Origin of the sequence: Ruegeria sp. HKCCD6119 (genome assembly GCF_013110585.1) — a bacterium.
Classification (GTDB): domain Bacteria; phylum Pseudomonadota; class Alphaproteobacteria; order Rhodobacterales; family Rhodobacteraceae; genus Ruegeria.
The window spans coordinates 222315-245901 of sequence record NZ_WVQV01000002.1; the positions used below are offsets into that span (position 1 = coordinate 222315).

General features: G+C 53.8%; 18 protein-coding genes and 1 pseudogene. 9 read left to right on the plus strand and 10 right to left on the minus strand.

The genetic code is table 11. From position 1 onward, the window contains the following. Positions 1 to 4: 4 nt before the first annotated feature. The 7 genes from GS611_RS08365 to GS611_RS08395 form a co-directional block, all read right to left on the minus strand. Positions 5 to 760, minus strand: a complete 756-nt coding sequence (locus GS611_RS08365) for an ABC transporter ATP-binding protein (protein ID WP_152459074.1) — start codon at positions 758 to 760, stop codon at positions 5 to 7. Positions 761 to 770: 10 nt separating this feature from the next. After that, the gene (locus GS611_RS08370) at positions 771 to 1976 is read right to left on the minus strand and encodes a branched-chain amino acid ABC transporter permease (protein ID WP_171118889.1); all 1206 of its coding nucleotides are present in this window, start codon (positions 1974 to 1976) and stop codon (positions 771 to 773) included. Between the two features lie 3 nt (positions 1977 to 1979). After that, entirely contained in the window at positions 1980 to 3011 is a 1032-nt protein-coding gene (locus GS611_RS08375; RefSeq protein WP_171118891.1) for a branched-chain amino acid ABC transporter permease, read from the minus strand. A 105-nt stretch (positions 3012 to 3116) separates the two neighbouring features. Next, positions 3117 to 4463 (minus strand): substrate-binding protein, encoded by a 1347-nt coding sequence (locus tag GS611_RS08380; RefSeq protein WP_171634601.1) that lies wholly within the window; start codon positions 4461 to 4463, stop codon positions 3117 to 3119. Between the two features lie 577 nt (positions 4464 to 5040). Beyond that, a complete protein-coding gene (locus GS611_RS08385; RefSeq protein ID WP_171634604.1) occupies positions 5041 to 6027 on the minus strand; it encodes a zinc-binding alcohol dehydrogenase family protein in 987 nt (328 codons plus the stop codon). A gap of 273 nt (positions 6028 to 6300) precedes the next feature. Next, on the minus strand, positions 6301 to 8094 hold the full coding sequence (locus GS611_RS08390) for an alpha/beta hydrolase (protein ID WP_171634607.1): 1794 nt from the start codon (positions 8092 to 8094) through the stop codon (positions 6301 to 6303). 186 nt (positions 8095 to 8280) lie between these two features. After that, the gene (locus tag GS611_RS08395) at positions 8281 to 8658 is read right to left on the minus strand and encodes a nuclear transport factor 2 family protein (protein ID WP_171118898.1); all 378 of its coding nucleotides are present in this window, start codon (positions 8656 to 8658) and stop codon (positions 8281 to 8283) included. A gap of 597 nt (positions 8659 to 9255) precedes the next feature. Here GS611_RS08395 and GS611_RS08400 point away from each other — a divergent pair. Next, positions 9256 to 9441: a hypothetical protein gene (locus tag GS611_RS08400; protein WP_171634610.1), complete on the plus strand. Its 186-nt coding sequence runs from the start codon at positions 9256 to 9258 to the stop codon at positions 9439 to 9441. A 239-nt stretch (positions 9442 to 9680) separates the two neighbouring features. Here GS611_RS08400 and GS611_RS08405 read toward each other — a convergent pair whose 3' ends face one another. Further along, entirely contained in the window at positions 9681 to 10802 is a 1122-nt protein-coding gene (locus GS611_RS08405) for a hypothetical protein (protein ID WP_171634068.1), read from the minus strand. Between the two features lie 210 nt (positions 10803 to 11012). On the opposite strand from GS611_RS08405, the gene GS611_RS21000 reads away from it, so the two are divergent. The 4 genes and pseudogenes from GS611_RS21000 to GS611_RS08425 all read left to right on the plus strand — a co-directional run bounded on the left by GS611_RS21000 (position 11013) and on the right by GS611_RS08425 (position 14615). Beyond that, on the plus strand, positions 11013 to 11624 hold the full coding sequence (locus GS611_RS21000) for a hypothetical protein (RefSeq protein WP_216598220.1): 612 nt from the start codon (positions 11013 to 11015) through the stop codon (positions 11622 to 11624). A 38-nt stretch (positions 11625 to 11662) separates the two neighbouring features. Then, positions 11663 to 12322 carry a response regulator transcription factor gene (locus tag GS611_RS08415; RefSeq protein ID WP_171634612.1) on the plus strand — a complete coding sequence of 220 codons (660 nt, stop codon included), beginning with the start codon at positions 11663 to 11665 and terminating at the stop codon, positions 12320 to 12322. Beyond that, a complete protein-coding gene (locus GS611_RS08420) occupies positions 12322 to 13650 on the plus strand; it encodes a sensor histidine kinase (RefSeq protein ID WP_171634614.1) in 1329 nt (442 codons plus the stop codon). The genes GS611_RS08415 and GS611_RS08420 overlap by 1 nt, the downstream gene beginning before the upstream one ends. A 63-nt stretch (positions 13651 to 13713) precedes the next feature. Next, positions 13714 to 14615, plus strand: a pseudogene (locus tag GS611_RS08425) (IS5 family transposase). 474 nt (positions 14616 to 15089) lie between these two features. Here GS611_RS08425 and GS611_RS21285 read toward each other — a convergent pair. Beyond that, positions 15090 to 17741: an AsmA family protein gene (locus GS611_RS21285; RefSeq protein WP_171634617.1), complete on the minus strand. Its 2652-nt coding sequence runs from the start codon at positions 17739 to 17741 to the stop codon at positions 15090 to 15092. A gap of 421 nt (positions 17742 to 18162) precedes the next feature. Between GS611_RS21285 and GS611_RS08435 the strand changes: the two genes are divergently transcribed. The 4 genes from GS611_RS08435 to GS611_RS08450 all read left to right on the plus strand — a co-directional run bounded on the left by GS611_RS08435 (position 18163) and on the right by GS611_RS08450 (position 21751). Next, positions 18163 to 18432 carry a potassium channel family protein gene (locus tag GS611_RS08435; protein WP_348539722.1) on the plus strand — a complete coding sequence of 90 codons (270 nt, stop codon included), beginning with the start codon at positions 18163 to 18165 and terminating at the stop codon, positions 18430 to 18432. Positions 18433 to 18610: 178 nt separating this feature from the next. Beyond that, complete coding sequence (locus GS611_RS08440; protein ID WP_171634622.1) at positions 18611 to 19690, plus strand: AI-2E family transporter; 1080 nt, start codon at positions 18611 to 18613, stop codon at positions 19688 to 19690. Positions 19691 to 19794: 104 nt separating this feature from the next. Beyond that, a complete protein-coding gene (locus GS611_RS08445; protein ID WP_171634624.1) occupies positions 19795 to 20751 on the plus strand; it encodes an HlyD family secretion protein in 957 nt (318 codons plus the stop codon). Further along, a complete protein-coding gene (locus tag GS611_RS08450) occupies positions 20741 to 21751 on the plus strand; it encodes a DUF2955 domain-containing protein (RefSeq protein ID WP_171634627.1) in 1011 nt (336 codons plus the stop codon). Before GS611_RS08445 ends, GS611_RS08450 begins: the two co-directional genes overlap by 11 nt. A gap of 355 nt (positions 21752 to 22106) precedes the next feature. On the opposite strand, the gene GS611_RS08455 is transcribed toward GS611_RS08450, so the two are convergent. Next, a protein-coding gene (locus GS611_RS08455) for an IS3 family transposase (RefSeq protein WP_171634630.1) occupies positions 22107 to 23248 on the minus strand; the annotation gives its coding sequence in 2 pieces (ribosomal slippage) (positions 22107 to 23002 and positions 23002 to 23248; 1143 coding nt in all). Positions 23249 to 23587: the final 339 nt, after the last annotated feature.

Sequence of the window (23587 nt, forward strand, 5' to 3'; positions counted from 1 at the left end):
TTCCTTACGCAGCCTCGCCCAGATAGGCTTCGCGAACCTTTGGGTTTCCGCGGATGTTTTCAGGAGTATCTTCAACCAGGGGTGTCCCCTGGGCCAGAACAGTGATGCGTTCGGCAAGGCTGAAGACAACATGCATGTCATGCTCGATGATCGCGATGGTGATGTCGCGTTCTTCCTTGATCTGTTTCAGCAGGTCGATCGTGTTGTTGGTATCCGCCCTCGCCATCCCCGCCGTCGGTTCGTCCAGCAGCAACAGCCTCGGATTCTGGCTGAGGCACATGCCAATCTCGAGCCGGCGCTTGTCGCCGCGCGACAGCGAGGCCGCATGCATCTCACGCTTGTCGGCCATGTTCATCTCTTCCAGCATGGCTTCGGCTTGTTCAACAACAGCTTTTTCGTTGGCGATGGTCTCGTATGCATGCATCCGGAACGCGCCATCCCGCATGGCGAAGATCGGAATCAACATGTTCTCCATCACCGTCAATTCACCAAAAATCTCTGGTGTTTGAAACACGCGGCTTATGCCCATCTGGTTGATCTGGAAGGGTTCAAGCCCCAAGACCGATGCGTTGTCGAACAATACGGACCCGGTATCTGGCATGAGCTTGCCGACCAGACAATTCAGCAAGGTCGACTTGCCCGCACCATTGGGCCCGATGATTGCGTGAACCGAATTCTCCTCGACGCTGAGATTCACATCCGTGAGCGCCTTGAGGCCGCCGAAGCGCTTGCTGACGTCTTTGACTCTTAGAATTGCCATGGCTCGCCCCTTATTCCGCCGGTTCCGTTTTGCCCGACGTCGCGTCGTCGGATTTTGATTTCTTGCGCTTGAGCCGGTTCAGCAAACGCTGACCACCTTCGACAAGACCACCCGGCAAGTAGATAACGACAAGCATGAAAAGAATGCCCAGCGTCAGATGCCATCCCTTGCCGATGAACGGATGGATCAAGAAAACCACAGCGTCCTCCAGCCCGTCAGGCAGGAATGCAAACCAGCTGTGCAACACGTTGTCGTTGATCTTCGAGAAAATATTTTCGAAGTACTTGATGAAGCCTGCACCCAGCACCGGCCCGATCAGTGTGCCGGTGCCGCCCAGGATCGTCATCAGAACGACCTCGCCCGATGCGGTCCACTGCATGCGTTCGGCACCTGCCAGCGGGTCCATTGCGGCCATCAGCCCACCAGCCAGGCCGGCATACATGCCCGAGATGACAAAAGCTGCCAGCGTGTACGGTTTCGAGTTCAGGCCAGTGTAGTTCATCCGCTGCTGGTTTGATTTGACGGCCCGCAGCATCATCCCGAAAGGTGAACGAAAAATTCGGATGGACAGATAGAATACCACCATCATGATCACCGCACACAGATAGTATCCCGCGTTGAAATCAAAACTCCATGCGCCCACGTCCAGCGTGTAGGTTGCGCGCATCGGCAACCCGAACAGATGCGGCAGGTCCGGCGAGTTCGCCCCTTGCAGAATCTGTGGATCATCCGCGTAAACCTGCAATCCCGTTTCCCCGTTCGTCAAGTTGAACTTGGGGTTGGACAACACCGAGTAAGCCAACGCAAAGCTCATCTGGGCGAAGGCCAGCGTGAGGATCGAAAAATAGATGCCCGACCGGCGCAGGCTGACAAATCCGATCAGCAATGAGAATACCCCGGCGACCACAACGCTGAGTGCGATGGCCGGGATGATGTTGTAACTCAGCAGCTTAAACATCCATACGGCGGAATAGGATCCAACGCCCAGAAAGGCCGCGTGTCCGAATGACAGGTATCCGGTAAGGCCGAACAGGATGTTGAAGCCGATGGCAAAGATGCCGAAAATCACAAAACGCTGCATCAGATCCGGATAGCCCGCGTTGAACTGCGCCATGGCGCTGCCTTCCGGGAACGGATTCAGGATGAAGGGTGCCAGCATCGTCAGGATGCCGACGATGATCAGCAGGCTGGTGTCTTTTTTGTTCAGTCCCAACATCGATTATTCCTCCATCACGCCTTTGCGTCCCATCAAACCGCGCGGACGTGTGAGCAGCACAATAATGGCAACAAGGTAGATGATGATTTGGTTGATGCCCGGGATCGTCGTTGTGGCCCAGGTCGTAGAGGCGAAGCTTTCGAGAATGCCCAGCAGAAAGCCAGCCAGCACCGCGCCGGGAAGAGACCCCATGCCACCAACGACAACCACAACGAAGCTGAGGACCAGAAAATCCATCCCCATGTGATAGTTTGGTGGGTTGAGCGGCCCGTACATGACGCCCGCCAAACCGGCCACCGCGGCAGCGATACCGAACATGATCGTAAAACGCCGGTCGATATTGATCCCCAGCAAACCCACAGTTTCGCGATCCGCCATGCCGGCGCGAACAACCATGCCGAAGGTGGTGAATTGCAGGAATGAGAAGACGGCACCGATAATGGCAACCGCAAAGCCAAAATAGACCAGGCGCCAGATCGGGTAGATGATCGCGTTGGGATCAAACCCGATCATCGTGCCAAGGTCGATAGAGCCACTCAGCGCGTCGGGCGGCGGCGTCTGAATGGGGTTGGCACCGAAGAAGTACTTTACGATTTCCTGCAACACGATCGCCAGGCCGAACGTGACAAGGATCTGGTCCGCGTGAGGGCGCTTGTAGAAATGCTTGATAAGCCCGCGTTCCATCACATAACCAACCGCCAGCATGATCGGGATCGCAAACAGGATTGCCAATGGAACGGACCAGTCGATGATCGTCGCACCAAACTCCGGGCCGAACCATGCCTCGACATAAGGGGTTTCCACTTTCAGCGGGTTGCCAAGAAAGTCGGTTTGGCTCTCGTCGATGGTTACAAAGCTCAGGTTCATGAGCTTTTGCAAAGTGACGGCACAGAACGCACCGATCATGAACAGGGCCCCATGGGCAAAGTTCACAACGCCGAGCGTCCCAAAAATAAGCGTCAGCCCCAGCGCAATCAGCGCATAAGCCGACCCTTTGTCCAGACCGTTCAGAATTTGCAATAGGATGGCGTCCATTGGCCCACCTCAGGGTTGGTCAGTGTGAATTGAGTGGCACAACAGGATCAACCCTGCTGTAGATGTCTGGCCACCATTTTGGCAGCCAGACTTTGATACGCGGTTTTATGCGCCCGGGTTACACTCACCCAGTGCGCCACCGGCAAACATCGGATGCTCCGGATCGTATTCGACCTGCGCGCGTGGGGTGATCTCGACGATCTCCAGCGTGTCATAGGCGTTGGTCGGGTTCATGTTGCCACGCACGACCAGCACGTCTTTGAAGCACTGGTGGTCATCGGCGCGGTACAGGGTCGGACCGTTACCCAGCCCGTCGAACTCGAAGCCTTCCAAGGCCTCGACGACGCCGCATGGGTTGAAGGTGCCGGCGCGTTCGCACGCATCCGCGTACAACAGAACCTGGGCATAGCAGGTCTGGGCCGAGTTGGACGGCGGCTTGCCGTATTTCTCGCCGAAGGATTTCACGAAGGCTTTTGTGCCTTCATCCTGCAACTGCCAGTTCCAGTTCATTGAACCCAGCACGCCCTTGATGTTCTCGCCCGCACCGGCGGCCATCAGCTCCGAATACAGCGGCACGACGATCTTGAAGTCCTTGCCGTTGGCAACTTTGTCGAGCAGGCCGAACTGAATCGCGTTGGTCAGCGAATTCACCATATTGCCGCCATAGTGGTTCAGAACCAGAACATCCGCGCCCGAGTTCAGAACCGGAGTGATGTAGGACGAGAAGTCTGTTGACGCGAGCGGCGTTTTGACGGTGTTGACCGTTTCCCATCCCAGGGCTTCGGTCGAGGCGACGATCGACTCTTCCTGAGTCCAGCCCCAGTTGTAGTCCGCCGTCAGGTGATAGGCGCGGCGGTCGTTGCCCATCTCGGCCGCCAGCACCGGCGCAAGCGCAGCGCCCGACATGTAGGCGTTGAAGAAATGGCGGAAACCATTGGCCTTCTTGTCCTTGCCGGTCGTGTCGTTGGCGTGGGTCAGACCCGCCATAAAGATCACACCCGCTTCTTGACACAGGCCCTGAACCGCAACGGCCACGCCCGAGGACGACCCGCCGTTGATCATGATCGCACCGTCTTTTTCGATCATCGACTTTGCGGACGCACGTGCGGCGTCTGACTTGGTCTGGGTGTCACCTGTGACGAACTCGACCTTCTTGCCGAGGATGCCATTGCCCTTCAGCGCCTTCGACGTGAAGGTGTTCAGGCAACCGCCGTCACCCTCTCCGTTCAGGTGTTCCACCGCCAGCTGTTGCGCCAGCAGCTCGTCATTGCCCTCTTCCGCATACGGCCCGGTCTGGGGAACATTGAAGCCCAGGGTCACGGACCCTCCGGTTGGTTCGTTGGTGTAAGCGGCCGCCGACGAAGCCGTGAAGATCGTAGGCAGGGCCAGACCGGTGCCTGCAACGGCACCAGACTTCAGCACGCCGCGGCGTGTGACAGATTTATTGGTCATTAATTCCTCCCATTTCCCTTTCTCTCGTCGTCTGGCTCCTCTTCCAGCAGACGAAAGCGCACTTATGTGCATTTCAATAATGGAAAGGCGGTGGAAAATTTCACAACAAATTACTGGATTTGAAACAAAATTTTGTAAACGTCTTGACGAAAACCAAGATCGTTTGAAAAACTTTTTTGTTTGATTTAATTTAAATACATATTTTTCTTATATTTAAATGTAAATATCAATGACACGGCTGTCAGGCATGACACCAATATTCGTTCTCTGCGGCACCAAAAGCCGATTTGCAATACAAAGCCAGCATTTTCAACACGCTGAATGGAAACAAGCTCTCTGCCCTTCCCTCATATGACGGGTCCAGTTTGACTGTTAGCGCATGATCGTCCACGAGGCCGCCGGTATGATCATATCCTGCACGCGTGGGCGACATCCCAGTACGCTGAGCCGTCTTTCGTGTTCCGGTGTTTCGTCCATTCCACGATCAGGATCCGTTTGCCTAAGCCACCACCCTAATTTCGGATGCTGACGTCCGCTGTGACTTGTCAAGCCGGTGCGGGGCGCGACAGACCATTGGTCAGGGAACCAATACCGCTGCCCCTTGCAATCGTCCGGCGCTCAGATCCGCGAGGGCTGTGTTGGCGTCCTTCAGTGAATATCTTTGGGTCCGTGTCTGGATGCCAGCGGCTTGGGCCATTGCAAAAAACGCCTCACCATCCTGGCGCGTCAGGTTTGCGACAGACAGGATTTGGCGTTCCCCCCAAAGATCGCTGTAGGGAAAGGACGGAATGTCGCTCATGTGAATTCCGCCGCAAACCACGCGGCCGCCCTTGCGGACAGCTTGCAGCGCTTTGGGCACAAGGGCCCCGACAGGTGCGAATATGATTGCAGCATCCAGTTCCACCGGTGGTCGCTCGTCAGACCCACCAGACCAAACCGCACCAAGATCACGCGCAAACTCCTGTGCCTCGATATCGCCGGGCCGGGTCAGCGCATATACATTCCGGCCCTGCCAGACGGCCAGTTGTGCAAGGATATGCGCGGCAGCTCCGAAGCCATAAAAGCCGATATTCTTGGCATCCTGGGCCATTCGCAGACAGCGAAACCCGATAAGCCCGGCACATAACAACGGCGCCAGTGCAACCGGATCGGCAACCTCTGGCAGGGCAAAGACATACCGTGCATCCGCAAGGCAGGCTTCGGCAAATCCTCCGTTTCGCGTGTATCCCGTGAACACCGGCGCGTCACACAGGTTTTCCTGTGCGCGATGGCAATACGGACATTTCCCACATGTGGATCCAAGCCATGGCACACCCACGCGCTGACCGGCATCCAGCCCTGTAACGGCATCCCCCTTTCGCACGATCCGCCCAACGATTTCGTGGCCCGGAACCAGTGGAAATTCAGGATGTTCGAGGTCACCATCGACGATGTGAAGATCCGTTCGGCAAACACCACAAGCCTCGATCTGGATCTCGATATCATGAGGGCCCGGCGTCGGAAGTTCCATGTCTTCCAGTCTCAGCGCGCGGCCGGCCTCGTTCAAAACCATTGCGCGTGTCATGGTCCAACTCTCCAGATACATCCGCCCGAAATCATCTGTGTATTGCCTCTTTTCGTTGCAAATTGCGGGCTTGGCCTTCGACTAACCCGCAAATGTGGCACAGGGTTTCGACGACCTGCACGATAACACACCTGCGCCGCAGCAAGGCTTGATCCATCGCAAAGTCCCAGATCCAACCGAGCGACCAAAATCTCAACTGCACCTGAAGGGCTTGCGCAGGACGTCCAAAGGAGATCGACAGGGCACTGACGGGTCTGACCTTCGCCGCCGGTTTCAGGCCTGAAGAATGTAGCTGCCCGGCGCTTTGGGCAGGTTTTCAGCCCCCCTTCGCTTTCCGCCCATCGGCGGCGGCGCGGTTTCGCCCGATGAACGGTCTTTGATCCAATCCACCATCGCAGGCCACCAGGAACCTTGCTTTACTTCGGCCGACTCGAACCACTCATCCGGCGAGGTATACAGCGCGTCCGCCGGCCTGTGGCCCAACCGATAGTGGCGGTGCTTGTGCCCCGGCTCGCTCAGGATGCCGCCATTGTGACCACCGTTGGTCAGCACGAAGGTGAGGTCTCCGTCGGTAAACAGCCGAATTTTGTACACTGATCGCCACGGGGCAATATGGTCGGATTCCGTTCCGACCACAAACATGGGTACGCGTATATCCTTGAGCGCAACGACCCGACCTTCGACAGAAAAGCGCCCAGCGCTCAGCCGGTTTTCCAGGAACAGACCGCGCAAATATTCGGAATGCATTCGCGCCGGCATCCGGGTCGTGTCATTGTTCCAGACGGTCAGATCCGTAGGCAGGTCGTCTTCACCCAGAAAATAGCGACGGACAGCCCGGGCATAAATCAGATCCTCGGCGCGGATTGTCGTAAAAGTTCGCGTCATCTGAGGGCGGTCAAGATAGCCCTGCAACCACATCAGGTCTTCTACAAAAGCGACCTGGCTGTCATCGATAAACAGCAAAAGCTCACCGGCTTCGGCAAAATCAACCTGCGCCGCCATCAGCGTAACGCTTGCAAGCCTGTCATCGCCATCGCGTTGCATCACCGCGGCAGCAACCGCCAGAAGTGTGCCGCCAAGGCAATACCCATTGGCGTGGATCTTTTGGCCCGGAACGATTTTCTCGATGGCCTCGATCGCGGCCATGACACCGTTCAGGCGATAATCCTCGAGGCTGAGACCAGCCTGATCAGCGGTGGGGTTGACCCAGGAAATCATGAACACGGTAAAGCCCTGCTCGACCAGATGCCGCACCATGGAGTTTTCCGGGGACAGATCGAGCACATAATATTTCATGATCCATGCAGGCACGAAAAGGATCGGTTCCGCCTGCACGCGCTTGGTGCTTGGTGTGTATTGAATCAGCTCGAACAGCGCGTTGCGATAAACAACCCTGCCGGGGGTCGCGGCAATGTCTTTACCGATTTCATAACCCTCAGGGGCAGGTTCGTGCTGTTGCGTTATGGTATGGGCAACATCCTCAAGAAAGTGAGCGGCGCCCTCTATCAAATTGCGACCGCCGGTCTGAAAGGTGCGATTGATGATTTCCGGGTTTGACCACGGGAAGTTCGAAGGAGAGACAAGATCAAGCGCCTGACGAACCTGAAATTGCCCGCGTTCGGCGTCGCGGGGGGCGATGCCGGGCATTTCGTCCGTTGCGGCCTGCCACCAATCCTGCGCGCTCAGAAAAGCCTGCTGCCATAGGGAAAATGGCGCCTGCTGCCAGCCGGGCGCATTGAAACGGTGATCCTGCTTACATGGCTGAAAAGGCGGAGTGGCCTTCGCGCCGGTCGCCATCTCGCTGGCATAGACCCAAAGTTTGGCCGCATCGCGTGCCGCGCGTTCTGTCAGTTCAAGCTGGCGGCCGGGGGAACGACCCAGGTGCAGGGCCCAATCGATCCAGGTGGCCATTATCGAATGCGGGGAAACACCGGCGGTGGCACGGGCAAGGGCCGCGCGCGTTGCGCGGTCAAGTTTCTCATAGGGGTGTGGCGGGGCATTCTCGTCGGTATCTGCCGCACAAACCCCTGCCTCAGCAGACAGCCTGTCAGGTGAGAGTTCGGTCATCTGGGTTCTCCGATCCGGGCAGAGTGCTAAAATGCTGCAAACCTAATTCCATCTGCCCACCAGGCCCCGGACCGACCAGTCAACCGCCCATTTTGATTGGACGTACTTGATTGCAGCGCCGGACCAGGCGAGGCTTCCTGAAATGGCAGCGAGCGCTTGGGAAGCCGTGTTGCCAGGTACCGTTCGCTATTTTGGCAACATAAAGAACTCTTCCAATACAATCTTGCCATCCTCAACTGAATAAATGGCAATTTCGCTAAGGTTCATTCGTTGTCCGGTGTCTTTCTGCACGACCTCGGCATTGAAACGCACCCCAAAGCGATTGGGCGGATGAACAAAAGGGCCATCTGCCGTAAGCGTTTGGATTTCATGCGTTTTCAGCCAATCTTCCCGCTTTGCCTTGATGGCGTCGCGACCCTTTGTAATCCGAAATTGCCGCACCGGAGGCACAACCGCCTCTATTGACTGAGCGTTTTCCGCATACATCTCGTCAACACTTGCCAAGCCGTTGCGATCACGCATCGCCTGAACAAATGTCCGCCCAATTTCGACCAGTCTTTCCATGCAAGACCTCCTGATACATTGGTGACTGTATCTCGGCGGCCCGCGTTCAACCTTGACAAAGATCAAAATGAGACGGCCCTGCAAAGATTGGCCACCGGACTTGCTTAGGAACAGGCAGAACAGCGCCTTGCGAATTTGGGCGCAGCAAGTCGCCGCCAATCGTTGGGCGAGAGGAAACCAGTGGCGGACCGAGGAGTCTTCGAATTTATATCATAATTTTATGTTTTTATTAGATTTTTAATAATCTGAATCTAAGAGTACCACATAAAATACCGCAGCATCTCGAATAAACATGTCACCGCTGGCAAGGCGGTTTCCATGAATCCAGAACAACGGTACCAGCTAAGAAGCGCAATACCGATTAAAAACAACAGCATTATTTGAACCGTCCTGCTCAAATAATGCCACTGCTGGATGGGTTCGCCTGATTGGCGGGTTATTCCAAGCAGCAAGATTATCCCAACCGTTTGTTCACACCGGGGCGACAACATTAACCGAACGTGAACAATGTATTCTCTGAGTGTTCAAAGTGTTTAGCTCATACTACTCCCCGCAGGGCTATCTAAAAAAAGCCCGTCTTTGTCGAAGGGGAAAAGAATGATCAAGTCTGCCATTGGGGTTGAGCCTTGTGTTCCTGCAACTATGCAGTCCTCAAATGTCGCCGTTCACGGCGCGCGTTCCAACGCCGAAAATTCGAGCACCAATCGCTTCCCTCCTATCGAGAATGCACTAACTGACATCATTAACAACAAGCGACTGGATGAGACAAACAAGGACGCCTGAAAAGACGATTACAAGCCATCACGCTTCCAGGTTACGGCGACCAAATCAGGATACTGCAAAGCCCGCTCCGTATCGGAGCGGGTCTATTATTGAGAAACCTCAATGCGTTCACGACGCTATAAGCGTATCTCCATCCATCTAATCAGGTGGTGTCGACACGACGCCGGGCCGGCCATGCTCGTGGTAAAGACATGGTCGACCCGGCCACCATCGGCTTGCAGAATAACAAGCCAATACTGTTAGCCATCTAACCCAAGCAGTGATTTTACTGCCGCCTCAACCTCGTCTGTAACGGGCTTGTTTGCCGCGTTTTCCAGTGCTTCGCGTTCAGTCAGCCCTTGATCTTCAACGGCCTCAGTCAAGTCCTCGACCTCAGCAACCGCTTCTTCATATTCGACGGCATCCTGTTTCTCGGTTTCCAAACTTTCAGCCGTGTCGATGGCGTCCTGTAGATCGTTGTTTGCTTCCTCAAGCGCTGCCTCGATGTCTGGGTCGGTGCCACCAGCGTCTTCCAGCGCCTCTTCAAGTTCGGTCACACGATCCTGCTTTTCCTGAACATCAGTTTGTGCCGCTTCAAGATCCTGTTCGATTTCAGAAACAGAACGATCTGGCGGCGTCATCCCGTCCAGAAGATCCTGCTGCTCCTCCAGCGCCGCCCGCAGATCATCGCCAGCCAATACCGTTTCACGATAAGTAGCAATTCGGCCGACTCGTGAGTTGGGTGCGGCGTTCAGTAGGGCCGTCTCACTCGCATTTGCTGCGTTCAACGCGCCCAACTCTGACGGATGAGCCCCAAGTAACGAAGCCATTTTGTGTCCTGTCGGACGCTTTTCCGGGCGCACTGAACTGGTGACCGTAGGCGATGACGTGATTGTTCGCGCGGTTTTCGTTGCTTTGGATTTGGGTTTATTGGCCTTGGACTTCCTGCCACCAAATATCTCTTTCAAAGAGAATTTTTTCCCTTTTGAAGATTGGGATCGCGATCCTGAGATTCCAGTTGCTTTGTTACTTGTCTTGCCAGTTGCAGACTTTCCTGCATTTTTGGATGCGCCCTTTCCTAAACCTTTGCCACTACTGTTTCCGGCTCCGTCATTTCCGCTACCATGGCCATTTCCGTTCCCACCGCCATTACCGCCAGAGTTCCCTCCGCCGTGACCGCCACCGTTACCGCCTCCGTTACCACCTCCGTTGCCGCCACCGTTGCCGCCGCTGTTTCCTCCGCCGTTGCCGCCGCCTTTTCCGTTGCCGCCTTTCGCGTAGGCAGAATCAGGAAAGGCGACCGCCCCAACGAGCGCGGCGGAACTCATCAGGGCGATGGCAACAGCTGAGGTTTTCAACAATCCGGTCATTGTGTTTTTCATGGCGTTTCTCGTTGTTCAATTTTGAGTTTCTGTCGTCAGCGCTATTACAAACTTGATTCCGACAGGCCGTATGTCCTTGCCGGGTTCTTGTCCTAGTTTTTGTCATCTAACCCCATTGATGTTGAACCCACGGGAAACTGGTCGTTCATCAACGGTTCATGTAACCTTCGTTAGGTTGATCGGGCGTCAGCGCCGTAAAAAGTACCGAAGATGAAAAAGCTTTTGATCCTTGCCTGCCTTTTCGCGGTTCTCCAGCCCGGAGAAAGCGATGCGGCTGCCCGCGAACTGAAGCAGGCGGAGTTACGCAAGGCGACAAGTTCGGGACAAGCCATTCGGCTTAAAAAGGTTATCAAGGGTGTAGAGCGAGTTTTTGGCGGCACCCCAGTTAATGCGCGTGCCTTTCAGACAGATGAAGTCTATTATCGAATTCTGGTCAAAAAGCCGAATGGAAAGATAATCAGCGTTATCGTCAATGCAAAAACTGGTGTTGTTGTACCCAATCGGTCAAGTGTTGGGCGGCAGGTAACTGAAGCTGCCAAGACAGCGCCAGGCAATCCTGCTGCTGCATCGCAAGGGAAGTCGGCGAACAATGGCATCAATGGAAACCGTGGCGGCAACGGTAACAGCGGTGGTAACGGTGGCGGAAACTCCGGCGGTAACGGCGGGGGAAACAGCGGCGGCAACGGTGGCGGAAACTCCGGCGGTAATGGCGGTGGCAACGGTGGTGGAAACTCCGGCGGCAATGGCGGGGGAAACAGCGGCGGCAACGGTGGTGGAAACTCCGGCGGCAATGGCGGGGGAAACAGCGGCGGAAAAAGATGATGTTTAAACTTCGAGACACGCGCATATAGTGCTGGTGCATGAGAGTTTTGCTTGCAGAAGATGAACCGCACCTCTGCGATCAGATCAAAAAGCTGTTGAATGCCGAAGGTCGCGTAGTGGATGTGGTAAACAACGGTCTCGACGCGTTACATCTGGGCGCGACCGAACCGTACGACGTGATCATTCTGGATATCGGCCTGCCGGAACGGGACGGTATCTCGGTGCTGCGCGAGTGGCGTGGTTCGGGCGTGCAAACCCCGGTTCTGATACTTACCGCCCGCGATGGCTGGAGTGAGCGTGTCGACGGGCTTGATGCCGGTGCGGACGACTACATGACCAAACCGTTCCACATGCCAGAACTGGCGGCCCGGGTCCGCGCCATTTTGCGGCGGCAAAGTGGCCAGTTGAACCCGGTGATCGAGATGGGTAACGTCGTTCTGGATACGCGCAACGGGCGAGTGACGGTTGATGGCGTTCCGATCGATCTAACGGCTCAGGAAATCGCTGTGTTTACCTATCTGGCCCTCAATGCCGGGCGCATGATTTCAAGAACCGAGCTTTCTGAACATATCTATGAATACGACGGCGACCGGGATTCCAATACCATTGCAGTCTTCATAACCCGTCTGCGCAAAAAACTTGGCTCCGACTTGATTACAACGGTACGGGGCCGCGGATATATGATTGACTCTGCCTGATGTTGTCACTGCGTCAACGGGCATTGTTAGGAGGCTTTGCATCCGGAGCCGTGTCTGTTGGATTAGGTACACTTGCCGTCTTTTCTTACATCAACAACCGCGTATCAGATCGCTTCGACACTGCTTTGTTGGACCGCCACACACAGCTTGTAGTGGGATTGAGCGTCACCACCCAAAGCCCCGATTCACTCCGGGATCTGATGTTCGATCCGGCTTACAGTTCTCCATACTCTGGTAGATACTGGCAAGTTAGCAACGACGAAGGAGAAATCTTTACGTCTGCGTCACTGTTTGACGAAGTTATCGCCGAGCCTTCCGGCAACCCAGATACGCCAACGCTGTGGACTACGAATGGCCCCGAAGGTGAGGTCCTGCGCAGTGCCTTTCAAAAAATCACGTACGAAGACGGCTCTGTCTGGGGCGTAAGTGTCGCCGAAAGTCGGGTTCAACTTGCCGCCGAACGCCGTGCCGCACAACAAAGCCTATTGCCCGTATTTGCCCTTGTCGGTCTGATAGGGGTGGCCGGATCTCTTCTATTGATGACTATCATACTTGGGCCTTTAAGAAGATTGCGTTCCGATGTCGCGCATCGCTGGGATCAGGATGAAGATCTCAGACCAGCTGATTATCCGGAAGAGGTCGCTCCACTGGTTGAAGACCTGAACAAACTTCTGCGTCGGAATCGTGAGATCGTGTCAGGATCTCGCCGTCAGGCAGCCGACTTGGCCCACGCTTTGAAAACTCCTGCCACAATTTTGCGGAACGAACTGGAAACGCTTTCCGGCGCAGGAGTTGCAACGGGCACCGCGCGGGAGGCGTTGGACCGGATCGATGCTCAATTGAGCCGATCTCTCGCCAGATTGAGAGCCTTGCATACCGCGGACTTAACCCATTCGAGAACGGATTTGACAAACGCTATCGACAGGCTGGAACGGCTGTTTGCAACAATAGCGGATCGCGAAGGCAAATCTCTGCAGATCGTGCGTGACCCCGGTCTCTGGGTACGCATGGATGCACAAGATATTGAAGAGGTGTTGGGCAACTTGCTGGACAACGCAGTCAAGTGGTGCCGGAAAAGTGTACGCTTGACGGCCAAGCGCAACCCCGGTTGCATCGAAATCAGCATCGAAGACGACGGCCCCGGGATTCCGGAAGACGCCCGCCGCGATGCACTTCGGTCCGGCGGTCGTTTGGACACATCGGTCACCGGCAGCGGGCTAGGACTGACGATAGCAGTCGATTTGCTGAAAGCTTATGACACCCATCTGATTTTGGGCGCTTCCAGTACCCTCGGTGGTCTCGAATGTCGGGTCGAGATCTCGAGCTAGGGTCAGGACCCATTGATTTCAGCGGGGTTGCGTGACTCACGGTTCGAAAAACGGGCGGTGAACATGTCTGATCTGTTTTGGCTGACCGACGCCCAGATGGCGCGTCTTGAGCCCTTCTTGCCAAAGTCTCATGGCAAATTCCGCGTCGATGACCGGCGGGTGTTGAGCGGGATAGTCTTCATTAATCGCAATGGTTTGCGCTGGCGCGATGCGCCGAAGGAATACGGCCCGCATAAGACGCTCTACAACCGCTGGAAACGTTGGAGCCACAAGGGCATCTTTGCGCGGATGATGGCCGGATTGGCCGCTGAGCACGGAGAAGATAAGACCGTGATGATCCCCTCTCATCGAAACTGCGTTTCGACTGCCGGGCAGTGGACGCGACCTACCTGAAGGCGCACCGCACAGCGACCAGCATGAGCGTCAAAAAGGGGGCGTGGACACCTGATTCACTGCCTGGCAGGCGCATCCGAAGGATGCTGCCGAGAGGGGCCGAACCAAGGGCGGCATGACCACCAAACGGCGTGTCATCCGCGACGGCAGGGGGCGCCCACTCAACATGTTTGTGACGCCTGGGCAGATGAGTGATTACATCGGCGCACGAGCATTGTTGAGCAGCCTGCCAGATGTCGAATGGCTGCTCGGAGATCGCGGATATGACGCTGATTAGTTCCGGGAAACGTTGAAAGACAAAGGGATACGCATGTGCATCCCAAGCCGGAAGCAGCCAAAAAAAGCGGTGAAGTACGACAAGCGTCGCTACATAGTCACAACCCCCCTCTCGTGACATTGCTGTGCAATGCACTGTCGGGCAGTGATACGAGATCATGTTCGGAAGGTTGAAAGATTGGCGACGTGTGGCAACCCGATACGACAGGTGCCCAAAGGTCTTCCTCTCAGCCATCGCACGGGCGGCTACCGTCATCTTTTTGGCTTTGAATTCTGACCCTAATGGCCAGTCTTAATCAACCCAGGTACTTATCCAAACCTTGATTTGTGTCCATAAGATCGCGTGGAAACTCAAGGGCATATCACGGGCGCTACTTGATCGGATTCATCGAAGGCTGCGGAGAGAAATCGCGATGGTTGGGAACACAATCTTCGTGCAGCCATTCAAATCGGTAGGTGGGTATGTTGGCGGGTAGCTGGTAAAAACCGCCGATTTTTCCAATGGATTCAAAGTGTCGGGCGACACATAGTTTTGCCACTCACGCTTAACTAAGCTATTGATTTCGCTTTAGCTACCATTTCAACAGAGCACACGTTTTTCCATTTGCGTCTCAAAGGTCTTCCATCATGTCCGCTGAACTCCACGAGAGTCTCTATTCGCCTAACGTGCGGAATATATCGAGAGAAAACCCAAAGCAAAAATCGCTTTCAGAAAGCGATGCCATTCTTTTTGAACTTTAAGAATGGTCTTTTATCGACTGCCTCCGCCACTACTGCAGTTGTAAAATGTCCGGAACGCAAAGCTGTCTTCTTGCCGGCATTTTGTCCGCACCATCCGATCGTTTCAGCCGCTTCGGACCGTCTTTGACCTTTATATTCGGCTTTGCTAGTGGACCCTTCAAGGTCACGGGCCAAGGGCTCTTCGAAAGAGGTTCGCCAATCTTGCGGGGCTGCAGATTTAGGTCCAAAACCTTGCCCGCCACATTAACACCGCCAAAGACGACGACTTGGACATGATCTGTCTCCAATGTGGTTTGTTTCGTCGAAATACTTCCATTTGAAATACTAATCGGCGCGCGCAAACATACAATTGGAGCAACCTTCTGTTTCTTTTTGGTAAACACCCAAGGTAGCACCCCCAATCCTGCCAGATCTAAAAGCTGGGTCTCGATCGAGCCATCACGCATTGAAACTGTGGCATTGCCGCTCATGCTATTGGCAAAATGCTTAACTGAATCGGTTCCGCCGGTCACCGAAAAATCTGCATAGATTGTACCGCTTGCGCCCTTTTTGAAGTTCAGGCTGTGAAGAATTTCATCCAGTTGCCAGCCACCTGCCTTGCCGGTCAACGTGAGCAGATGTGTGTCGTTCGATAGATCTATTTGCCCACTGACGTCGAAATGAGCGCCTCCGTATTCAAACTTCAGTGGTCCTGCCTTAAGCGCGTTTTTGTTGAGCGTCACTTCGCTCTGCAGACTGCTGATGCCCTTGGCACCTTCGATGTGCCGAAGGTCAACGTCGACATCCATATCCATGCCGGACAAGAGAATTGAGCGCCCGATAGGTTTAAGCGTTACATCTCTTAACGCGCCTTGGTTGCCCTCGTCTTCTTTCTTAGGTTCTTTCTCTTCCGGATTTGGGCCGCCTAATTTCCGCAACTGTGCGGCAGCCTGAATGATAGTTCGGATCTGATCTATCATTATCAGGTCACTCTCAATGGAACCCTGCAGCACCGGGTCGCTTGTTGCATTATCAAGATCGGCCATAATCTGCAAGATAGAGTCGGCGACCTCAACATTGGCACTCGCGTTCCAATCAGTGCCTTCGCTAACAAGATTGATTTCAAGGCGAGCCTGCCCGGTTTCCACACGTTCAAGCGATAGTGCCTGCAAAAGATCCGCTCCGGATGGAACTGCGACATCAATTGCCAAATCCAGGTCCTCGAATTTGAGTACATTCTCGACAGTGCCATGCACCTCAAGGTTCCAGACGTCTGTATCGCTTGTCTTTCCATCCAAGTTCGTCAGCGAAAGCTGATTGATGTCGCCGTTCAAATGGAAGTTACCGGAAAACCTGCCAAGCTGGTCGTCTGGTCCCAACAATTCTGGCGAGATCAAACTGCTTGCCGGTATATCCACTAGGCCTTCTGCTGAAATGCCTTGCAACTGAAGCGCGTCATCGACCGAACCGTTCAAAATGATAAACGGATCGGCTGGGTTGCCAATTCTAAGGTTGATGTTTCCGACTTTTAAAGCGCCTTCTGGTGTTCTGGAAAGCTCGGAGAACTTAATCGGGGGCGGGCCTTCGCCGGACGTGTCCAACGTGAAACCGTTGGTCTTAATGACCATTTGTCGCTGCGGCACCTGCCCAGGCACGCTGTCGATAACCATGTCGACTGCGATAAGTTTAAGATCATACCGCGAGGCGGCTGGGGCTGGTTCCGCATCTTCTGGGTACAACCTAATTCGGGTTGTTAGGGATACGTCTTCTGGGTTTCCCAACTCTCCGATTTGTCCCGTCAGCGAAAGGCTTTGCCCACCATCCAATTCAGTCAATACAGCCAGGTCATCAATCCGGGCTACGCCGTCGACTGATTTGAATGCTGCACCAATACTCCCTGAACCCTCCAGAACGCGATTGAGTTTCAGGATATCAAGAAGCTGACCAAGTTCGGCAACCTCTATGGTCGTATTCACTTGTAGCCCGTTCTCTTGAGGGACTTCCTCGGCGGCAATCGCAATCTGATCGAAGTTCACCGCGACCTGAAACGAGTCGTCCGCAGGAATGCTCGCGTTCAGAGTAAACTTCTCTCCGTTTAGTGCACCAGCCCCAACCGCGGTCACAACGTCGGTTTCCGTATCACGCTTTAAATTCAGCTCAGGAAGCTGCAGATCCAGACCAAGCCCGTTTAGATCGTTCTGGTAAAGAACGGTGACGTCGGTCAGGTCAATTTTGTGGTCCGTTAGAATTCCAGCCACAGACAGGTTTGCAGGTTTGGCCGGATCCCCGGCTCTGGCGCCCGTTTGGGAAGCGGACTGCCAGTTTCCGACACCGTCTTTGTCCGTGATCAAGTTGAGGTGAACACCCGAGAGAGAAAGCTCACTCAGCGACAATTTTCTGTTCCAAAGGTCGCGGGCAGAAATTTTGAACTCAAGTTTGTCGATTGCTGCCAGATTCGCTTCGGCTCTGATCGCGCCGGGTAGTACCAATCCCGCTGCTGATACATGCAGTTGCCGACCAAGGCCTAGACGCACTTCATCATCGATTAACACGTCCTGACCAAGTTTCTTCGAGATCAGGTTTTCAACAAAAGTGGCTCTGACAGAAGAAAACAACGCAGAGGACAGGAAAAGCCATGCCACAACAACCGCGACGAACGCGACAGCGCAACAAACCATGACACCTTTTGTGATGAACCGCACGCTTTTCTCCTAAGGTTCTGATTCCTTTTTTGGGCAGACTAGACCATTAAAGCATCATGTTAATGGAATATGTGGCTTCTCATTTTGCTGAACCCTAAATGACCTTGACCATTTAGCCGACTGCTCTTGCGGAATTGGTCGGGCGGCTAAGAAACGGTTAAAGGACTAAATTTAGGATGTGCTGCTGACCCAGTTTCAAAATAGCTGGCTTGAAACGCGTTTAACGATTCGTAAACGGGCACATTGCATTAGCTTTGATTACTGCGACCCGACTCCCAACCAAACTAGTGGCGGCTAAAATACTTCAATTCTCACATCCATCTAATTACTGTTATATGTGAATTATTCAAACGATGGGGACACAATGAATTCGCTAACTAGAATCACACGTGGGATTGGCGTTGCTTTCAAGGATGGTAGAGTGAAAGGCCTTCTTGCCTTTACAGTCGGAATGATTTTATGGGCCTCGGTCTTCTACCACTTTGTCGAAGGTTGGAGTTGGCTCGACTCAATCTACTTTTCTGTCGTGACCATTTCGACCGTAGGGTTTGGTGACTTCTCACCCGAAACCGCGGCAGGGAAGATCTTTACGATGGTATACATCATTGTAGGACTCGGTGTCTTCGTGACTGCAGCAACCACAGTGGCGGATACAATCTTGTCCCAAGACGACAAAAAAGCGGACAAGTAGATTATCCCAATTTGGCCAACCCGAACTCATGCCCAGGCATTGATTTGACTGGGCATCTCAAGCCGTGGCCCGGATTAATTTGTGTCTTCAAGCTGATAGATGACCACTAAATTCTAAAAAAATATACATATTAGATTTTTTGAGTGTAACATTCAAAAAAAGTTCACGGAGGGATGGAATGGAAAAGACTCAGGACGCGAAGATTGTCGATCTAGCGATACGATTGCTATTTCTTGGACTATTCCTCTACAGCGCCCTGGTTATGGTGGCCCCGCTTGCGAGCGTGGTTATCTGGGCAACGATCCTCTGTGTGGCGCTTTACCCGGCATTTGATTGGCTCCAGTCCAAGCTGGGAGGGCGGAAAAAACTTGCCACAACGATCTTGGTTTTGTTGGGCCTTGTTCTGACCCTCGGGCCAGTCGCAACTGCGGTGTCCGGGGCTGCTGAACTAGGGTCCGAGTTTGCGGAACAAGCAGACAAGGGTGAGTTGAAAATCCCCCCTGCCCCTGAGGGGATCAAGGAACTACCACTGATCGGAAGCAAGATTGCCGATGTCTGGAGTATGTTTGAACGGAATCTGGACGGTGCGCTTGCAAAATACGGCGCGCAAATCCTTGAAATCACCAAATCGCTCTTCGGAAAGGTGTTGGGCATTGGTATCGGGCTTCTTGGCTTAGCTCTGTCCGTGTTGATTATGGGGGCATTGTTCAGCCCCGGGCCAAATTTGGTCCAGGGTCTTCAGCGCTTTGCCAACCGTGTCTTTGCGCCGCGCGGCGGTGAATTCGTGACACTGGCAGGCGCAACGATCCGAAACGTTACAAAAGGCGTGATTGGCGTAGCAGCCATTCAGGCAGTTTTCGTTTGGATACTGTTGGCATTGTTTGGGATTTCTTCGGCCGCCACGCTGGCATTTATCTGCCTCATACTCTCAATTATCCAAATCGGGCCCGGACTGGTTCTGATACCAGTTATTATCTACGCGTGGAGTTCTATGTCCGGTGGAACTGCTTTGATCTTCACCATATTGGCCGTTCCCGTCATGATAATGGACAGTTTCCTAAGACCCGTGTTCATCTCAAAAGGCCTTGAGACTCCCATGCTGGTCATCCTCATCGGTGTTCTCGGAGGTATGATGGCGTACGGGTTGATCGGCGTTTTTATGGGACCGGTACTCTTTGCTGTCTTCTATGAGCTGTTCAAGGTTTGGATTGATACCTCACCTGAAGCCGAGGGCACTGTCGAAGGTGCGACGAAATGAGGAAAACGATATGGACAACCCTGGCTGTCATTCTGATTTTCCTTGTCTGGTATCTGGTCGCTGATCGAAAAACACCTTTTACCGGGAACGCCAGAGTAAAAGCTGTGGCCACCCAAATCGTGCCTCAGGTGACCGGAACGGTAACGGAAGTCTTGGTAGAAAACGGCCAAATCGTTTCGGCAGGTGATGTTCTGGTTCGAATAGATTCCAGACCCTACGAAATCGAGCGTTCAAAGGCGGAAGCTGATCTTGAAGCGGCAACCCAAGAGGTGGGTGCGTCTTCGGCAGAGGTAAGTGCGGCACAAGCCAAACTCGCAAGGGCGCAGAGCGATCTGGATACGATGCGCATTCAGACGGAACGTGTATTTGCGCTCGAAAAGAAAGGGTTGATTGCCGTCTCAAAAGCCGATGATGCACGAGGACAACTGGCAGAATCCGAGGCAAACTTTGAGAACGCAAAAGCTGATCTGGAAAAAGCAAAGCAAAGGCTTGGTGACGATGGGATTGAAAACCCGAAAATCCAGCGCGCACTGGCGGCCTTGGCGGATGCGGAACTGAACCTTGAATGGACCGAACTGCGTGCTCCTGCGACAGGTGTCATTTCTAATCTGCTGATTGCCCCCGGAACGTATGCGCGATCCGGCCAGGATCTTTTGACGTTTCTGGATGCAACCGACGTCTGGATCGAGGCGTATTTTACCGAGAACAATCTGGGAAGAGCTTCAATAGGGTCTCCGGTTGATGTGGTGTTGGATATGCATCCAGGTAAGATTGTTCCGGGCGTCATTGAGAGCTTTAGTGCTGCTGTTTCTTTGAGTGGCAGTGATGAGCCAGGGCAATTGGCGAGCCCGCCAAGCACCAAGGGATTTTTGCGGGAGCCCGAAAGGTTTCCGGTCAGGATTGTTTTACCCGGCTATGAAGCTGGAAGTGCCGAAGACGATCTTCGCTTTCAACTGAACGGGCAGGCCGATGTAATCATGTATCTAAGCGACAACTCGTTGCTGAACCTCGTAGGCCGCGCCTACATCCGCGTGGTTTCAATCTTCTCCTATGCATACTGAGAACCAACGCTCTGTCACCCGGCTTGCGCTGGGTGTTACCGGTGTATTTGCATTGGGCCTGTTTCTCGGGTGGCCACTCGCCATCATTGGAGCGGTTTTCACTGCCCTTTTTCTTCAAGCGCCTGCCGCATTGCCTTTGGCAGCGTTTGGCAAGCTGTTTGTCTTCTCGATTGGATTGATGTTCACTTCATTCCTGCTTTCCTCAATCTTCTCACCATATCCTGTTGTGTTCCTGATCCTAGTGGCGATTGGAATAATCCTGTCTTTCATATGGTCCGTTTCCGGTGCCGGAGTATTGCCCGGTGTCATCGCCCTCATGGGAGCGTTGATGATCCCGAACTTGGTTTTGCAATCACAGGATCTGGCCTTGGTGCTCGTGTATTGGATACCACTGAATCTGCTGTTTGCAGGCTTTGTATCGACGCTGATGTTCGTGTTGATACCCGCTGCACCTCAAACGGCACCTCAAAAGAAAGCTGCAACATCGCCGGACTTCGACTCACATCGCCGAATAGTCAGGATGTCTCTGGTCACAGTGCCCTTTGCTATGGCGTTCTTTATTTCCGGCGCTTCTGCTTTGTTGGTCCTGTTTTTTGTCGCCCTGCTGAGCCAGCAACTTGCGGCAATGCCTGCTGCAGGCAAAACAGTTGCAAAAGCTATGCTGACGGCAAATCTACTTGGGGCCGCAGTATCCATCATTTGTTATGAAATAAACGTAATAGCTCCGGTTATTCTCACCCCCGTTTTGCTGTGTTTTTTCTTTTGCCTAACACTCGGAGCACTTGGAAAGTCAAAAGTCCCGCTCGCCGCCGCCGCCGGTTCCGCTATTACGACAGCTCTGATAGTATATGGCGGTTCGGTTGCACCATTTTCAGACGAGGCTGACGTCAAGAGCATCACTCGCGTATTGCAAGTTGCCAGCGCCGCTTTTTTTGTAATCATCGCATATGTTGTGGTAGATGAGTTTTGGCCGGAGAAAGAGCCCCAGGCGACTCAATGAAGTTAGTTGCGACAAAACTTGGCGCTGAAACCAGCAGAGTTCCCAGTTTGACCAATTTTCGCAACCACCGCACGAGTTGCAGCGCCATAACAAACCGCAAACATCGCAGTAGTGGTTTATTGTGAAGCGATCTCTGGTTGAGTGCCCGACCTGTTCTCACGTACCTTCGACAATGGCATTTCAAGCCTTGGCAAATTCCTTAACGATGTACCGCAGCAAGTTATTACCCTCGTCAATGAGATCGTGGCGATCTTCTTTCTTTGTCACCACAGCTGCCCATGCCATTTGATCTTTGACCCAGCCCCTTGATCCGGGCCGTTTGGATGTAGAATCCGTTCCTGTTTTTTTCTCGTGATTAGGTTGCGGTCAAAGCCTGTTGAGCGGAGCCTTTGCGTAGCTCAAGCGAAGCAGGCCGGGCGGCACGGTTGAGATTGGCGTAAACGGCCGGTGCCAGTCCGCCAAGCGATGTGTGTGGTCTCTGAGTGTTGTAGTCGATCCTCCAGGTTTCAATGATCTTTCGGGCTTCTGCGAGATTGCCGAAGATATGTTCGTTCAGGCATTCGTCACGCAGTCGACCATTGAAGCTCTCCACGAATGCGTTCTGCATGGGCTTGCCTGGTGCGATGTAGTGCCAGCCAACGCCAGTGTCTTGGCACCATCGAAGAACGGCATGAGATGTCATTTCCGTTCCATTATCGCTGACAATCATGTCCGGCTGGCCACGCCTGCGGATCAGATCATCCAGTTCACGGGTCATCCGCGCGCCTGACAACGAACGATCCACGACAGTTGCCAGTGCCTCTCGGGTGCAGTCATCCATGATGCACAACACACGGAACCGCCGACCATCCTCAAAGGCGTCGGACACAAAGTCCAACGACCACCGCTGGTTGGCCCGATCCGGCACAAGAATAGGCCTTCGCGTGCCCAAAGCTCGTTTGCGCGACCGACGACGGCGCACAGCCAATCCTTCCTCACGGTAGAGACGAAACAGCTTCTTGTGGTTCACTTCAAAGCCCTCTCTGGCCAATAGGATGCCCAAACGCCGGTAGCCGAACCGACGACGTTCGTTCGCCAGTTCGCGCAAGCGCTTGCGCAGGGCCGCGTCATTCTCGTCCTGTTTCTGATACTGGAAAACAGACCTGTGCAGGTCGGCCAGTTCACACGCCCGACGCTCAGACAAATCGTGTCGATCCATCACGTCTGACACGGCCCGTCTATTGACATCGGGCGTCAGTAGTTTTTTGTCGCGAGATCCTTCAATGCCGCATTGTCGAGCATCGCATCTGCCAGCATGCGCTTCAGGCGGTTGTTCTCATCCTCCAGTGCACGCAGCTTCTTGGCATCCGACACGTTCATCCCGACGAACTTGGCCTTGTATTTGTAGAACGTTGCATCGCTGATCCCGTACTTGCGGCACAACTCCTGTGCTTTAACTCCAGCCTCGTATTCCTTGATCATTCCAATGATCTGTTCGTCCGAAAATCTGCGTTTCATAGTCCATCCTTTGCTTGGACGGATTACTAACACCTCAGTGGCCTGATTTCAGGTGGTTGGGTCATGAGGCAAGTGTGGTGAACAGCTGTCCAGCAGTGACCGAGGATATTCGTTAGTTTTGGCAAAATTCAAACTAACCAGTTCAGCCAAAGAAAACTCGGCAAATCGTCGTTACGCGCACGCACCTCAAGTGAGCATACCCAAGGTCATGAAAAATGCGACCAGGTCCAACCACCTCTGCCCAATCCGATTCCGGCATCAGCCATCACCGACTGGCACATAGCGAACCAACAAAAAACGAAGCGTCTATCACCAATGGAACGACTATGGGTGCCAAAT

Bases quoted from the DNA above. Each gene is read 5' to 3' on its own strand.
- GS611_RS08390 (WP_171634607.1), bottom strand. From the start codon at position 8,094: ATGACCGAACTCTCACCTGACAGGCTGTCTGCTGAGGCAGGGGTTTGT.
- GS611_RS08380 (WP_171634601.1), bottom strand. From the start codon at position 4,463: ATGACCAATAAATCTGTCACACGCCGCGGCGTGCTGAAGTCTGGTGCC.
- GS611_RS08385 (WP_171634604.1), bottom strand. From the start codon at position 6,027: ATGACACGCGCAATGGTTTTGAACGAGGCCGGCCGCGCGCTGAGACTG.
- GS611_RS08450 (WP_171634627.1), top strand. From the start codon at position 20,741: ATGCATACTGAGAACCAACGCTCTGTCACCCGGCTTGCGCTGGGTGTT.
- GS611_RS08370 (WP_171118889.1), bottom strand. From the start codon at position 1,976: ATGTTGGGACTGAACAAAAAAGACACCAGCCTGCTGATCATCGTCGGC.
- GS611_RS08400 (WP_171634610.1), top strand. From the start codon at position 9,256: ATGATCAAGTCTGCCATTGGGGTTGAGCCTTGTGTTCCTGCAACTATG.
- GS611_RS08420 (WP_171634614.1), top strand. From the start codon at position 12,322: ATGTTGTCACTGCGTCAACGGGCATTGTTAGGAGGCTTTGCATCCGGA.
- GS611_RS08395 (WP_171118898.1), bottom strand. From the start codon at position 8,658: ATGGAAAGACTGGTCGAAATTGGGCGGACATTTGTTCAGGCGATGCGT.
- GS611_RS21000 (WP_216598220.1), top strand. From the start codon at position 11,013: ATGAAAAAGCTTTTGATCCTTGCCTGCCTTTTCGCGGTTCTCCAGCCC.
- GS611_RS08415 (WP_171634612.1), top strand. From the start codon at position 11,663: ATGAGAGTTTTGCTTGCAGAAGATGAACCGCACCTCTGCGATCAGATC.
- GS611_RS08375 (WP_171118891.1), bottom strand. From the start codon at position 3,011: ATGGACGCCATCCTATTGCAAATTCTGAACGGTCTGGACAAAGGGTCG.
- GS611_RS08365 (WP_152459074.1), bottom strand. From the start codon at position 760: ATGGCAATTCTAAGAGTCAAAGACGTCAGCAAGCGCTTCGGCGGCCTC.
- GS611_RS08440 (WP_171634622.1), top strand. From the start codon at position 18,611: ATGGAAAAGACTCAGGACGCGAAGATTGTCGATCTAGCGATACGATTG.
- GS611_RS08405 (WP_171634068.1), bottom strand. From the start codon at position 10,802: ATGAAAAACACAATGACCGGATTGTTGAAAACCTCAGCTGTTGCCATC.